The organism is Pseudofrankia sp. EUN1h, from assembly GCF_001854645.1.
GTDB lineage: Bacteria > Actinomycetota > Actinomycetes > Frankiales > Frankiaceae > Pseudofrankia > Pseudofrankia saprophytica.
Map to the genome: position 1 here is coordinate 1 of NZ_MBLN01000062.1, position 13,251 is coordinate 13,251.

At 72.4% G+C, this 13,251-nt stretch carries 12 protein-coding genes; 6 read left to right on the plus strand and 6 right to left on the minus strand.

Annotated features, from left to right (window positions below; all coding sequences use genetic code 11):
* Positions 1–406: 406 nt before the first annotated feature.
* Together BCD49_RS22725 and BCD49_RS22730 are read right to left on the minus strand one after the other, a co-directional pair.
* The gene (locus BCD49_RS22725) at positions 407–2,116 is read right to left on the minus strand and encodes an MFS transporter (protein WP_007519769.1); all 1,710 of its coding nucleotides are present in this window, start codon (positions 2,114–2,116) and stop codon (positions 407–409) included.
* A gap of 223 nt (positions 2,117–2,339) precedes the next feature.
* Positions 2,340–2,987 carry a TetR family transcriptional regulator gene (locus BCD49_RS22730; protein ID WP_007519768.1) on the minus strand — a complete coding sequence of 216 codons (648 nt, stop codon included), beginning with the start codon at positions 2,985–2,987 and terminating at the stop codon, positions 2,340–2,342.
* A 496-nt stretch (positions 2,988–3,483) separates the two neighbouring features.
* Between BCD49_RS22730 and BCD49_RS22735 the strand changes: the two genes are divergently transcribed.
* The gene (locus BCD49_RS22735) at positions 3,484–4,395 is read left to right on the plus strand and encodes an SAM-dependent methyltransferase (protein ID WP_007519766.1); all 912 of its coding nucleotides are present in this window, start codon (positions 3,484–3,486) and stop codon (positions 4,393–4,395) included.
* 87 nt (positions 4,396–4,482) lie between these two features.
* Here BCD49_RS22735 and BCD49_RS22740 read toward each other — a convergent pair whose 3' ends face one another.
* Genes BCD49_RS22740 through BCD49_RS22755 form a run of 4 tightly spaced genes read right to left on the minus strand, consistent with a single transcriptional unit; the run spans position 4,483 to position 7,980 of the window.
* Positions 4,483–5,061 (minus strand): hypothetical protein, encoded by a 579-nt coding sequence (locus BCD49_RS22740; RefSeq protein WP_007519764.1) that lies wholly within the window; start codon positions 5,059–5,061, stop codon positions 4,483–4,485.
* The gene (locus tag BCD49_RS22745) at positions 5,058–6,203 is read right to left on the minus strand and encodes an NAD(P)H-dependent flavin oxidoreductase (protein WP_083401636.1); all 1,146 of its coding nucleotides are present in this window, start codon (positions 6,201–6,203) and stop codon (positions 5,058–5,060) included. The genes BCD49_RS22740 and BCD49_RS22745 overlap by 4 nt, the downstream gene beginning before the upstream one ends.
* Positions 6,200–7,069 (minus strand): CoA-transferase subunit beta, encoded by an 870-nt coding sequence (locus tag BCD49_RS22750; RefSeq protein ID WP_007519761.1) that lies wholly within the window; start codon positions 7,067–7,069, stop codon positions 6,200–6,202. The genes BCD49_RS22745 and BCD49_RS22750 overlap by 4 nt, the downstream gene beginning before the upstream one ends.
* A complete protein-coding gene (locus BCD49_RS22755) occupies positions 7,066–7,980 on the minus strand; it encodes a CoA transferase subunit A (RefSeq protein WP_007519760.1) in 915 nt (304 codons plus the stop codon). Before BCD49_RS22755 ends, BCD49_RS22750 begins: the two co-directional genes overlap by 4 nt.
* Positions 7,981–8,277: 297 nt before the next feature.
* On the opposite strand from BCD49_RS22755, the gene BCD49_RS22760 reads away from it, so the two are divergent.
* The 5 genes from BCD49_RS22760 to BCD49_RS22780 all read left to right on the plus strand — a co-directional run bounded on the left by BCD49_RS22760 (position 8,278) and on the right by BCD49_RS22780 (position 13,233).
* Entirely contained in the window at positions 8,278–9,186 is a 909-nt protein-coding gene (locus BCD49_RS22760) for an SDR family oxidoreductase (RefSeq protein WP_007519758.1), read from the plus strand.
* 162 nt (positions 9,187–9,348) lie between these two features.
* Complete coding sequence (locus tag BCD49_RS22765) at positions 9,349–10,359, plus strand: LLM class flavin-dependent oxidoreductase (protein WP_007519756.1); 1,011 nt, start codon at positions 9,349–9,351, stop codon at positions 10,357–10,359.
* A 556-nt stretch (positions 10,360–10,915) separates the two neighbouring features.
* Complete coding sequence (locus tag BCD49_RS22770) at positions 10,916–12,298, plus strand: sensor histidine kinase (protein WP_027141043.1); 1,383 nt, start codon at positions 10,916–10,918, stop codon at positions 12,296–12,298.
* An 8-nt stretch (positions 12,299–12,306) separates the two neighbouring features.
* On the plus strand, positions 12,307–12,753 hold the full coding sequence (locus BCD49_RS22775; protein ID WP_007515172.1) for a roadblock/LC7 domain-containing protein: 447 nt from the start codon (positions 12,307–12,309) through the stop codon (positions 12,751–12,753).
* 93 nt (positions 12,754–12,846) lie between these two features.
* Positions 12,847–13,233, plus strand: coding sequence for a DUF742 domain-containing protein (locus tag BCD49_RS22780; protein ID WP_071041885.1), 387 nt, complete (start codon positions 12,847–12,849; stop codon positions 13,231–13,233).
* Positions 13,234–13,251: the final 18 nt, after the last annotated feature.

A 13,251-nucleotide genomic window follows, 5' to 3' on the forward strand; every position in this document is an offset into this window, starting at 1 on the left:
GTCCCGCCCGGCGTGTGCCCCGATCGGGCACTGCAAACACCATGACAGCCAGCCGGCGGGCTGGCAAACCCCAACAACAACGTGACCCACCCCACTCGCGCATTTCCGGCCTCACCGAAACGCGCGGTGCCAGAAATCAGCCGGAAATTCTCGCGCGCCGTGCAGGGGGGTTTTCGCCATGCACCGGTCGCTCGTTTACGTGACCGGTCGGTTCCCACCTGGTGCGTGGCGTTCACGGGTCCCGCACGCTGCGTTCATGGATGTGACGGCCCCCACGCACCGGCGGGCCAGTCCGGCATAAAGCGATATGTGGACCTCTCGAATGCGGGCCTCCCCGACCGACGTCGCCGGTCGGGGAGGCCGGGATACCTCGATACCTCGATACCTCAGTCCGCGGTCAGACCGATCAGTCCGCGGTCAGACCGAGGCGTGCGGTCTCGGCGGCCACGGCACGCTCATGGGCCTGTTCGCGTTCCCGTGCCTTACGGGGGTTCCACTCACCGGCCATCGTGAAGATCAGCGGGATGAAGACGACCTGGCCGCCCAGGCAGATCCAGAACCAGGTCCGCCACTGGTCCGGGGCCTTCCGCTGGGCGTCGACCACCTGTTGGCCGTGTTCCTGGAGGAAGGCCAGGTCGGCGGCCGGGACCTTCTTCGCGTCCAGGAGCCGCTGGATCGCCTCGGCCTGGGTGAGGTGCGCTCCGGCGGCGACCTCGTTCGCGGCCTTGAGCCCCGCCGTCAGGTCGTTCGGGTTCTTCGCGAGCGCCGCGGCCGTGTCGGGGTCGATGAGCTGGATCGTCGCGAGCTGGGGCCCGTACTGGGCCTGGATGGCCTGAGCCCGCGGCCCGTTGTCCACCAGCGGGTCCAGCGCGTTGACGACCAGCGGCGCGGTGAACGCGAGCGCCGCGACGATGAGGCGCAGGATCAGGCCCCACACCGCCAGTCCGGTGGCCGTCAGCGCCGGGTTACGCCGTTCCACCGTCTCGGTGAAGCTCGCCATCCAGGGCGCGTAGGTGACTCCCAGGAACGCTCCCAGGCCCATCAGGATGAAGGCCAGGTGGTAGTAACCCGTGTGTGCCTGGCCGGTCTGGTTCAGCAGGACGAGGGTCATGGCGATCGTGCCGAGCGCGCCGACCAGCATGAACGGTTTACGCACCCGCAGCCTGTCGGAGGCGAACCCGATTCCTACCAGCAGGATGGCCTCGAATCCCCACATCCAGTTCCCCACGCCGTTGGCGTCCTGGTCCGTAAGGCTGAAGGTGGTCTCGAAGTAGACGACGAAGAACCCGACCGCCGTGTAGTAGATGAGCAGGAAGACGGCGATGGCGAACGCCGATCCGATGACGTCGGGCTTCAGCACCTGGCGCCACGGATTCCTGCGCGCCGCCTCGACATCGAGCCCGCGTGCCCGGGCCTCGACCAGCGCCCGGTCGCGCAGCGACATCATCAGCTGGTCGCGCAGGGGCGGGGACAGCTCCCGCAGCCCGACGAGGGCCACGACGAACACGACCAGGCCGGCCACGCCGCAGATGTAGAACTGGTCCTGCCAGGCGTGCAGGTGGCGCAGAGTGTTGCTGGCCACCGCGGAGACGACGAGGCTGCCGAGCACGGGCCCCAGCGTCCAGAAACCCATCGCCGCGGCACGGCCGACCTGCGGCGAGAAGTCCCGCACCAACGCCGGGGTCGCGACCAGGATCATGCCCTCGACGAGACTCAGCAGCGCGACCAGGACGCCGAACGTCATCTTGTTCGGCGCGTTCGGCAGGCCGAAGAGAATGATGGCCCCGGTGAACCCCAGGCCATAGGCGACGAGGTTCGCCCGGCCCCACCGGTCCGCGAGGCCCGCGACCAGCGAGGCGAGCGCGCCCACCACGCTGGCGACACCGGTCGTGTAGACGTAGAACATGAACGACATGTCGTACTGCCGCAGGATCGCGGGGGCGACGGCGCCCTGCACATAGAGCTCGTAGTACTGGACGATGGTCGCGACGACGACGATGCATAAGTAGAGGTATCGCCGCGCGTTTGCCGGATAGCTGTGGAGCTGCCGGCGCCACAGGCGGTGCAACGGGCTGATGGACGACCGGGAATCCAGGGGGAAAGCGGCGGTTGTCACGGTTGGCGTCCCTTCTCCGCGCAGGCGGAAAAAACCGGGCTCGCCACCGGYCTGTGCTCGTTTCCGGTGTCAGGTTGCCTCGTCGAACCGAAGGGCTCGCGGATCGTCTCCAGATGTGTTCATGGCCGGCGGGGTACTCATCGGACACGGCTCGGTTACTTGATCGTAACGGTGCGGTTGTCGAATGCAACCCCTCACGTCAGGGGTCGGCAGGCGCCGAGAACTACCTGCTGAGAGCCTGCTGGCCGGCGAGAACGACGGTGACGGTGTCGGCCAGCGAGGCGCGGACGCCGTCGAGGGTCATCCGGTCGCCCAGCCAGTACCGCAGGTCGCTGAGGAAGACCTTGCCGATGATGTTGGTGATCAGCTTGTCCCGCTCGTCGATGACGTGGTCCGGGCCGAAGGCGGCCACACCGATGAGGCCGATCATGGCCTCGTCCACGTCGTCGATCTCGGTGCCGATCGTGGCCGACGCCAGCGTCATCGCCTGGATCAGCGCCTCGGCCACCAGCCGGTCGCGGCTGAGCTCGTCGACCATCCGGTTCATCATCGCGAGCACCCTGGTCGCCGGGTCCTCGAAGCCGGTCGGCTGGGGCAGCACCGCCTCGCGCAGGCCGGAGAGATGGCGTGCCAGCGCCGAGGCCAGCAGATGCACCTTGGACGGGAAGTAGCGGTAGAGGGTGCCGAGGGCGACGCCGGCCTGCTCGGCCACCTCGCGCATCTGCACCTCGTCGTAGCCGCCCCGGCTGGCCAGGGCGAGCGCGGCCGTGAGCATCCGCTCCCGGCGCGCCTGCTGGGACGGCGTGGCCGTCGTCGCCGGTACGCCCTTGGGCGACGGCGACGCGGCCGCCGAAGTCACGGCCTCGCTCACCGCAGCCTCCTCGCCGCCAACCAGTCCGCCGACCGTCAAGAAACTAGATCCTGTTCTACTCTAGGCCCGCGCCCCACACCCCGCAGGCGCACGCGCCGTATCGGAGCATCGAACCGACCGAAACCAGCCAGCCAGTCGGGCGGCCACGGTGCGGCGGAGCAGCCCGACCAGATCGGAAAGGGCGATCTCCCATCGTTACCGGACGGTCGGGCGAGATGTCCAATTTTGTTACGTAGCTCGCGCGCCTACACCGTCCATCGCCTGCCAGGTATCACCAGCCGGCCTGGACGAGTCATGACCTCGGCGCCACCGATGCACCCGGTGTGGCGCCTGTCACTCGCGATCGTTACTATTCGCGGCAACTGTTCAGGATGCGTTGCATTGGCCCGCTTCAGATCTGTTCGCGGATGTCGTCCGCCAGCGCCAAGCTACGAGCCGGCCTTCCAGGCCCGCATCCACGTTGTCCACTCTGTAGGGATGGAGATCGGGGGGTCCCATGGCCGACAGCGACGTCGCCCAGAACACGACGGGGAACACCGGATCGGCTCCCACCGACGAGCCCACTGGACGCTCGGACGGTGAACCCGCGGAACCCGCGGAACCCGCCGATTTCGTCGACCTACGCATCGACATCCCGCACGGCGCCCGCGTCCACGACTACTTCCTGGGCGGCAAGGATAACTACCCCGCCGATCGCACGGCAGGCGAGGCGATCCTTGCCTCGGCGCCCTGGATCACCGAGAACGTCCGCGCTGGTCGGAACTTCCTGGGCCGAGCCGTGCACCTGCTGGCCACCGAGCGCGGAATCCGCCAGTACCTCGACATCGGCGCGGGCCTGCCGACCGCCGGCAACACCCACGAGGTCGCCCAGCGGGCGGCGCCGGACGCCCGCGTCGTGTACATCGACCGCGACCCCATCGTGCTCGCGCACGGGCGGCCGCTGCTGACCAGCACCCCCGAGGGGACCACCGACTACCTGCTGGGCGACGTCCGCGAACCCGCCGACATTCTCACCCGCGCGGCGGACATCCTCGACTTCACTCGACCGGTCGCGCTGGTCCTCGCCGGGATCATGCACTATCTCCACCAGGCAGATGGTCCCTGGGCGGCGGTACGAACCCTGTCCGCAGCGCTGCCCGCCAACAGCTACCTGGTGCTCACCCACCTGGGCATCGCCGACGAGATCCCGAGCCTGGATGGCGCCGTCACCACGCTGGACGCGTCGGGCTACTCGCGGCCGCTCACGTCGATGGTCGAGCACTTCTACCCGCGCCCGCTCGACGAGATCAAACGGTTCTTCTATGGGTGGGAGCTGCTCGACCCCGGCGTCGCACTCGCGCCACACTGGCGCGCCGAAGATCCGGACCTTGCGGGCGTCTGGGCCGCCGTGGCCCGCAAGCCGGCCTGACGGGCATCCTCACGCCGGTCGTGCCCAGCTGCCAGCCGCCCTGGTCGGGGCCGTCGGGGCCGTCGGGGCCTGTCGGGGCCTGCCCCCTCACACCAGGTAACGGGCGAGAGCGTCGGCCACACAGACGGGCTGGCCAGTCGTCTCAGCCGTCAGGGTGACGCGGTAGGTGGCCTGGAGGCCGCCGGGGACGTCGGCCACGTCAAGGATGACCAGCCCACCGCGGACGGCGCCGCCGACGGGAAGCGCCGACGGGAAGCGCACCGCGCCGGTGCCGTAGTTGACACCCATCGCGAAGCCGCGGACGTCGACGAGCCTGGGCAGCACGAAGTTCACCAGCGAGAGCAGGAGCAGCCCTGGCACCGGCCGCTCGGCCCCCGACCCGGGCCGCCCGGGCGCGCCCAGCGCGCCGGCCGCCCAGCCGGGTCGCGGACCGGCGGTGGCGGCCTCGAACCCGTCGACCCGGTCGGCGCCGACCACCAACAGGTCCGTGGGGCCGACCATCCAGCTCGCCGAGGTCCGCAGCTCGTCCGGCCCGGTCAGCGTCAGCGGCCCCGGCGCGGGCTCTCGCCCCGGCGGCATCTGCCCCGGCGGCGTCCGTCCTGGCGGCGAGGCCGGCTCGGCGAGGGGCGCCGACTCGACGGAACGCGCCGGACGCCCCGTGGTCATCGGGCGCGCCCGTCCTCGGTCGACGCGCCGGCCCCGGATGACGCGACCGCCTCGACGGCGCGGAGCTGACCCATCCCGCCGAGGCGGTCGAGCACCCCTGTGGCCTCCGCGATGATCCTCTCGACCAGCTCGGCGACCGACGGCGTGTCGTCGATCAGCCCCGCGACCTGTCCGGACGTCATCAGGCCGAGGTCGGCGCGGCCCTCGACCATCGACGCGCGCAGCAGCATCGGGGTGTTCGCGCTCATCAGGACCTGGCTCCACGACAGGCCGCCGTGGGCCCGCGACGCCCGGCCCTCGCGCAGCAGCCCACGCCAGCTGGCGCCGGTGTGCCGGCGGAACGCCGCCGCGTTGCGGACCGCGCGCGGCAGCCGGGTGAGCGGGCTGGCCGCCGTCAGCCCGTCGACGAGCGGCGTGCGCAGCACCCGGTGGGGGACGCCGTCGACCCGGGTGGTCACGACGGTGCCGTCGAGGCCGGCGGCGAGGTAGTGGGCCTTGACGTTGTCGGCGACGGTGCTGTCGGCGGTCAGCAGGAAGCGGGTGCCCATGCCGATGCCGGCCGCGCCGTAGGCGAGGGYGGCGACCAGGCCGCGCCCGTCGAAGTAGCCGCCGGCGGCGACGACCGGGATGTCGACGGCGTCGACGACCTGCGGCACGAGCAGCGACGTGGGGACGGCGCCGGTGTGGCCGCCGCCCTCGCCGCCCTGGACGAGCACCGCGTCGGCTCCCCAGGAGGCGACCTTCTCCGCGTGCCGGCGGGCGCCGACGGACGGCATCGTCACGATGCCGGCATCGTGCAACCGGAGAAAGAGATCCTTGCGGGGCGCGAGCGCGAACGACGCGACCCGCACCCCTTCGGAGATCATGAGGCTGACCCGGTCCTCGACGTCCTCGGCGTCCGAGCGCAGGTTGACGCCGAACGGCGCGTCCGTGCGCTCCTTCACCGAGCGGATCGCCGTGGCGAGCTCGTCGAGGGTCATCGTCGCCGAGCCGAGGATGCCCAGCCCCCCGGCGGCGGCGGTCGCGGCGGTCAGCCGCGCGCCGGAGACCCAGCCCATCCCGGTCTGCACGATCGGGTACCGGACGCCGGTCAGCTGGGTGAACGCCGTCTGGAGCCTCGGGTCCGCCGCCGGGGCCGTCATGCCGGCACCTCCCGGAAGCGCAGGCCCGTCGGGTCGAACGCGTCGAGGAGGTCCAGCTCGGCCGAGGTCGGAGTCGCGGTCGTCGGGACGGCGCCAGGGCCGCCGTCGGGCAGCGCGAGCGCGAAGCCGGTGGCGGCGAGGACCTCGTCGACGGTGACGCCGGGGTGCACCGAGGCGAGCCGCAGCCGGTGCTGACCTCCCCGATCGGCTTCGTCGATCGGGGAGGAACCCTGGGGGGCGGCGAAGTCGAGCACGGCCAGGTCGGTGACGACGCGGCCGAGGCCGTGGAAACGGCGCGCGGCCGGCCCGGCGGCCTGCGCCCGGTCGTAGCCGACGCCGCAGACGACGTCCACCCGTTCGACGAACACGCGCGGGCTGTGGCGCGCCACCCAGTAGCTGGTGCGGTGGTTGACGGTGTTGCCCGGGGCGCCGCGGGTGCCGATGAGCTGAACCTTGGGACGGCCGTGCGGCCCGACGGCGGAGATGTTCATGTTGCCATGGGCGTCCAGCTGCGACGGGATCATGATGACGTGGCGGCGGCCGGAGGCGACCACGTCGAAGACCGAGCGGAACGGCAGCCAGCCCTCGACGACGGCGCCGGCCGGAGCCGCGCCGAGCGGCGGCGGGTCGGCCAGCAGCATCGCCTCGCCGTCGGAGAGCAGCAGGTCAGGGGCGAAGGTGCGCCGGGCCAGGCGCACGCCGAGCGCTGGCGCCGTCCCGAAGGCGCTGGCGAGGATCTCGCCGTCGCCGCGGAACGCCTCGGCGCACGCGAGCGCGCAGACGTCCGCCCGCCGGGCGGCGCGCGCCGCGGTCCCGGCGGCGTCATCGGTCCCGGCGGCGGCCGTCGTCGCGTCGAGCTGGGTCATCGCGCGCCCTCCTTCTCCTGCGTCTCCGGGGTGCGGTCGCCCGCACCCCGCGCCGGACCGTGGTCGGCGCGGACGGCGGCCTGGTATGCGGCCTCGTCACCGGCGAGATAGCGGTCCTGGAACGCCGCCCAGCTGGAGCCGTTGCCGCCGGCGGCGGTCACATATGCCCGCTGGAAGGCCTCGTCCCGGTCGTAGTCGGGCACGCAGCTGGTGAAGTGTGCGCCGTTCGGCGTCTCGACCACGGCGTCGACCATCATCCGGTTGATCCGCAGGGCCTGGACGGGGGCTTCCTTCGTCAGCTCCGCGGTCTCGACGACCCGTTCGCAGGAGAGCACCCGATGCCGGGCGGCCAGGCAGAACAGGTCGTCGAAGTACGGGTCCGGGCCGAGGAATGCGGCGTTRCCGGCCGCGTCGGCCCGGTTCGCGTGCACGAACGCCACGTCGAGCGACAGCGCCGGCATCGCGAGGAGCTCCTCACCGTCGTCGTAGGGCGAGGTGACGGTACGCAGGCCGGCGAACGTGGCCGGAACGTCGGAGCCGAGGCCGGCGCGGATCGGCAGGAACGGCAGCCGGTGCGCGGCGGCGAGCAGGCCCCACTGCAGCATGCCCTCGTCGAGCTCGGCGAACTCGATCTCGCCGCGCTGGCGGGCGGCGCGGAAGTGCGGCTCCAGCGGGACCGAGTCGAGCGAGACGAAGCCGCTGACCAGCTTGCGGACCTTGCCGGCGGCGGCGAGCAGGCCCACGTCCGGGCCGCCGTAGGTGACCAGCGTGAGGTCGGTCGCCGGACCGCGGGCGAGCGCCCTGACCAGGGCCATCGGTTTGCGGCGCGATCCCCAGCCACCGATGCCGACCGTCATGCCGCTCTCGACCACCGCCACGGCGTCGGAGACTGTGGCCAGTTTGGCGCCCATCAACCGTCCCTGTGTCGTCGGTCAGTGATCTGTCATCTGGCCAGACATGTGCCGTCTGGTCAGTCATCTGTCGTCCGGTCGGTCCGGGCGCGGGTCAGGCGCGGCCAGGTACCGGCCCGCGCCCCGCGGGCGGATCGGCCGGATTCCGAGAGGAACATCTACACAAGCGCTTGCTTGGTTGGGTAAGTTACCAGCCGTCGACGGCCACCGCGAGAAACTCCGACCGGGCTCGGGCTCGGGCTCGCGCCGGGCCGGTGGGCAATCGGCGATCGGCGCCGAGGTGAAGGGTGGGCCAGGGTGAGCGAGAGCGGGATCTGCGCCGGCCGGGTGGTGATCGTGACCGGCGCCGGCCGCGGCATCGGCCGTGGGCACGCGCTGGAGTACGCCCGCCAGGGTGCGCGCGTCGTCGTCAACGACGTCGGCGTGGCCCGCGACGGGGCGGCCGCGGGCGAGCCGGTGGCCCGGGCCGTCGTCGAGGAGATCAGGGCGCTCGGCGGCGAGGCGGTCGCGAACACCGACGACGTCGCCGACTGGGACGGCGCGAAGGCCCTGGTGGCGAACGCCCTCGACGCCTTCGGCCGGCTGGACGTGCTCGTCAACAACGCGGGTTTCGTGCGCGACCGGATGATCGTCTCGATGACCGAGCAGGAATGGGACGCGGTGGTGCGCGTCCACCTCAAGGGGCACGCGGCCCCGCTGCGGCACGCCGCCGCCTACTGGCGTGACGAGGCGAAGGCTGGCCGGCGCCCGGACGCCCGGGTCGTCAACACCAGCTCCGGCGCCGGCCTGCAGGGCAGCGTCGGGCAGGCCAACTACGGCGCGGCCAAGGCCGGCATCGCCGCGCTCACGCTCACAGCGGCCGTCGAGCTGGCCCGCTACGGGGTGACGGTCAACGCGATCGCGCCGTCGGCGCGCACCCGGATGACCGAGGGCGTGTTCGCGTCCATGGACCGGCCGGAGTCCGGGTTCGACGCCATGGACCCGACGAACATCGCGCCGCTCGTGGTGTGGCTCGGCAGCGAGCTGTCGGCGCACGTCACCGGGCAGGTGTTCGAGGTGGAGGGCGGCAGGATCGCGGTCGCCGCCGGCTGGCACCACGGCGTGCCGGTCGACCGCGCCGCCCGCTGGGACCCCGCCGACGTCGGTCCCGCCGTCGACAAGCTGCTCGCCGCCACACCCCCGGCCGAACCTGTCTACGGAGCCTGATGGGCCTCCAGGCGCGCGAGGCTCCGCCATCGTCGCGCACCCTTCGGCCAAGGCGCCTGATGGGCCTCCAGGCGCGCGAGGCTCCGCCATCGTCGCGCACCCTTCGGCCAGGCGCCTGATGGGCCTCCAGGCGCGGCCGACCTCCCACGAAAGGCTGTCCTCATGCTGTCCGTGCTTCGGTTCAACTTCGCGGTGCCTGGCCTCGACCGGGGCGCGCTCGCGGCGTCCTACCAGGCGGGCGTCGAGATGGCCCGGTACGCCGACGAGAACGGGTTCGCGATGGTCTCCCTCGAGGAGCACCACGGCGCCGACAACGGCTGGAGCCCGGCGCCATTGACCAACGCGGGACTCGTCCTCGGAGCGACGAAGAAGGTCCACGTCATCGTCCAGGCGCTGCTGGTGCCGCTCTCCGACCCACTGCGGCTGGCCGAGCAGCTCGCGGTGCTGGACCTCGCCGGCCGGGGACGGCTCACCGCCGTCGCGGGCCTCGGGTACCGACCAGAGGAGTACGCCGACGCCGGGCTCGACTGGTCGCGGCGCGGGGCGCTGCTGGACGAGTCGCTGGCGGCGATCCTGGCCGCCTGGACCGGCGAGCCGTTCGAGTACCGCGGCCGCACGGTGCGCGTGACGCCGCCGCCGGCCAGCGCGCCGGCTCAGCTCATGTGGGTCGGCGGGTCGGTTCGGGCGTCGGCACGCCGGGCCGCCCGGCTGGGGCTGCCGCTCTGCCCGCCGAACACCCTGCCGGACCTGGAGGCCTACTACTACGAGCAGTGCGCCGAGCACGGCACGTCCGGGTTCGTCATCATGCCGCCGGCGGACACGGCGTTCGTGCATGTCGCCGAGGACCCGGAGAAGGCCTGGGCCGAGCTCGGCGAGTACTTCCTGCACGAGGCGCTGCTCTATTCGTCCTGGCAGCCGGCGGGGCAGACGTCGGCGGCGCACTCGCACGCGGCGACACTCGAGGAGCTGCGCGCCGAGGGCCGCTACCGCATCCTCACCCCGGACGAGTGCGTCGAACGGGCGGGCAACGTCGCCGAGGGCGGAATGCCACCGGTCACCGTCCTGCATCCGTTGTGCGGCGGGATGCCGCCGGAGAAGGGCTGGGAGAGCCTGCGGCTCTACGCGGAGGCGGTACTCCCCCGGCTCGCCGCCGGGGCGCGGCCGGTCGGCTGAGCCCGTCCGGCCGGCCGTGGGGCGCCGGGCACGCTACGCCACGGCCTACCCGTCGGCCGGTCGGCGGGTGTGGTCGGCGCGGCAAGCTCGCGGCCTGCACAGTTGGTGACGAAAGACTGGCGAGTAGCGGGGCGCGCTGGCCGTGCCCGGCTGGGACTGTGAACGCGCGAATGCCGGCTGCCGGGACTTTCGACCCGGTATTTTGCGACCCGAGTCCCGTTGGGGACGCTTTGTCGTGTTTTGGTTGTCGATGCGTGAACGCGGCCTTCCCCCTTGCGTCGCAGCCGCGCCAGCGCGGCATGTACGCCGCGTGTTGTCCCACGTGGTCTGTCCGATGCGCGCGATACGCCAGGGATGACGACCGGTAGGCTCATACGGAACGCACCGGACAATAACGGTCAGTAACCCTGAAAGCCGCCAACGGGGGAAAGTCGGCGAGGGCGAGCGCGCGGGCACCACGGAGGGACGCCACCCTGGCGTCCGTCCTCCGCCGCTTTCCGTGTCGGCGAGGGGACGTGGGGAACGCCGGACACGACGAGAGAGCGCTCGGGGTGGGATGACGACGCGGGCTCGGGAACTCCTGAACCGATCACGTGCGCTGCTGGGCGGCCCCCGCGCGGCGGCCTCGCAGCTGCTCGGCCCGCAGCAGCCAAGACCCGGCCCTCCCCGGACCGGCACGCCGGCCGGCACGGGGGCGCCCCGCCGGGCCGACGGGGCCGGCGGCCGGCCGACGGAGGCCGAGGAGGCGCTGGGCGCCATCTGCGCCGATCTGGCGCTGCGTGATCTGAACCTGGTCGACTCGCTGCTCGCGCAGCTGGAGGAGATGGAGTCCCGGGAAGAGGACGCCGACCGGCTGGCGGAGCTCTACCGGCTGGACCACCTCGCCGCCCGGCTGCGGCGCAACGCCGAGAACCTGCGGGTCCTCGCGGGCCGCGACGCCGGGGACAGCACGTCGGACACGTCGTCGCTGGTCGACGTGATCCGCGGCGCGATGTCGTCCATCGACCACTACCAGCGGGTCACCGTCGGGAGGGTCGTCGCCCTGGGCGTCGTCGGGTTCGCGGCCGAGGACGTCAGCCGGCTGGTCGCGGAGCTGCTCGACAACGCGACGAAGTCGTCGCCGCCGCACTCGCCGGTGCGGATCGGCGCCCACCTCACCGAGCAGGGCAGCGCGCTGCTGCGGATCGAGGACGAGGGCATCGGGCTCCCGCCGGACCGGCTGAGCCAGCTCAACGCGCGGCTGGAGGCCGAGCCGGTCCTCGACGACGACGCGGTCCGGCACATGGGGCTGGCCGTGGTGCGCCGGCTCGCGGCCAGGTACGAGATCAGGACCTGGCTGGACCACCGCCACCCGCACGGCACCACCGCGACGGTCCTGCTGCCGGCTCCCCTCGTCTGCGAGCTGTCCGACATCGGCTGGTCGGGACTGCGGACCGTGGTCACCCCGCCGTCCGCCCCCGGCGAGGAGCCGGTCGAGGCGCACTCCGCCGCCGCACCCTCCGTCGAGGCGATCTCCAGCAACGGCAATGGCAACAGCGCTGTCACCGCGTTGCCCAGCCGGGCGGGGCCGAACGGCCGGGCGGGCTCGCGGACCGCCGCCGCGGTCGCGGGGGCGCGCGAGGGACGGCCGGCGGGCACGGTCGAGCGCCCGGCCGGCGGGCTCACGGCGTCGGCCACCGGCCCGATGCCCGCGGCGACCGCGTCCGGGACGACGGCGAGCGGGCTGCCGCGGCGGGTGTCCCACAGCCTGCGCGACCCGAGCGGCGAGGGGGACGGCCCACGGACCGCCGCGGCGGGACCGGTCGGCGCGCCCGGCGCCGGCGCGGCCCCGGCACCGACGGAGGCCGACGTGCGTGCCGGCCATCAGAAGCTGCTGGCGGATCTCGGCGCGTTCTCCGAAGGAGAGCAGGCTGCCCTCGACGAGTTGCGACGGGACTGAGGCCGACGATGGTTACCCAGGAGCACAACCGCCACGCCAACCCGGACTTCACCTGGCTGATCGACGACTTCGTCCGGAAGGTGCACGGCGTCACCCACGCCCTGATCATGTCGTCGGACGGGCTGGCGCTGACCTCGTCCCAGTCGATGAACACCGAGGAGGGGGAACGTCTCGCGGCCATCGCCAGCGGGATGCTCAGCCTCGCCCGCAACAGCGCGGTCCTCTTCGGCAAGGGAGACTGCGAACAGATCATCGTCCGGCTCTCGCATGGCTACTTCCTCTTCATGGGAATCGACGCCGGCGCCGGGCTCGCGGTGCTGACCGGACCGGACTGTGACATGAAGGTCGTCGGCTACGAGATGACCCAGTTCGTGCTGCACGCCGGGCACGCCCTCACGCCGGAGCGGCGCGCGGACCTGCGGCGCGTCCTCGTCGGGCGCCGTCCGGCCGGCTGAGCCGCCTCGAGTGATCTGGGACAACGGCCTCCGGGCGCGCGAAGGAAGATCCCTTTCGCACGCCCTTCGGCCTTCGAGGAGACAGGGATCGTGATGGCGGTGCCGCAGGATTCGAGGCCGGCGAGGCCGGTCCACACCGCGCGCAGCAAGCGGGTTCGGCCGTACGCGCTGACCGGCGGGCGAACCAGGTCGCGCTACCACCTGCTGGTGGAGACCCTGGTGTCCGTACCGCGGTATGACCCGGCACTGAGCGAGGCGCTCATGCCGGAGTCGCAGGCGCTGTACGAGCGCGCCCGCTCGCAGCTGTCGATCGCCGAGCTGTCGGCCCTGCTGGCGATTCCGCTCGGTGTCGTCCGCGTTCTGATCAGTGACCTGGYGACGCAGGGCGCCGTGCTCATCCACCCGACGGCGCATGCCTTCCGCGACGACCGCAACGTGCTCGAACGCATCCTCAGCGGCCTGCGGGAGCTTCCCGTCTGACGGCCCTCGCCGCGCCGG

Coding starts and splice junctions, on each gene's coding strand:
- BCD49_RS22740 (WP_007519764.1), bottom strand. CDS start 5,061: ATGACCACGGGGCGTCCGGCGCGTTCCGTCGAGTCGGCGCCCCTCGCC.
- BCD49_RS22775 (WP_007515172.1), top strand. CDS start 12,307: ATGGTTACCCAGGAGCACAACCGCCACGCCAACCCGGACTTCACCTGG.
- BCD49_RS22735 (WP_007519766.1), top strand. CDS start 3,484: ATGGCCGACAGCGACGTCGCCCAGAACACGACGGGGAACACCGGATCG.
- BCD49_RS22765 (WP_007519756.1), top strand. CDS start 9,349: ATGCTGTCCGTGCTTCGGTTCAACTTCGCGGTGCCTGGCCTCGACCGG.
- BCD49_RS22750 (WP_007519761.1), bottom strand. CDS start 7,069: ATGACCCAGCTCGACGCGACGACGGCCGCCGCCGGGACCGATGACGCC.
- BCD49_RS22770 (WP_027141043.1), top strand. CDS start 10,916: ATGACGACGCGGGCTCGGGAACTCCTGAACCGATCACGTGCGCTGCTG.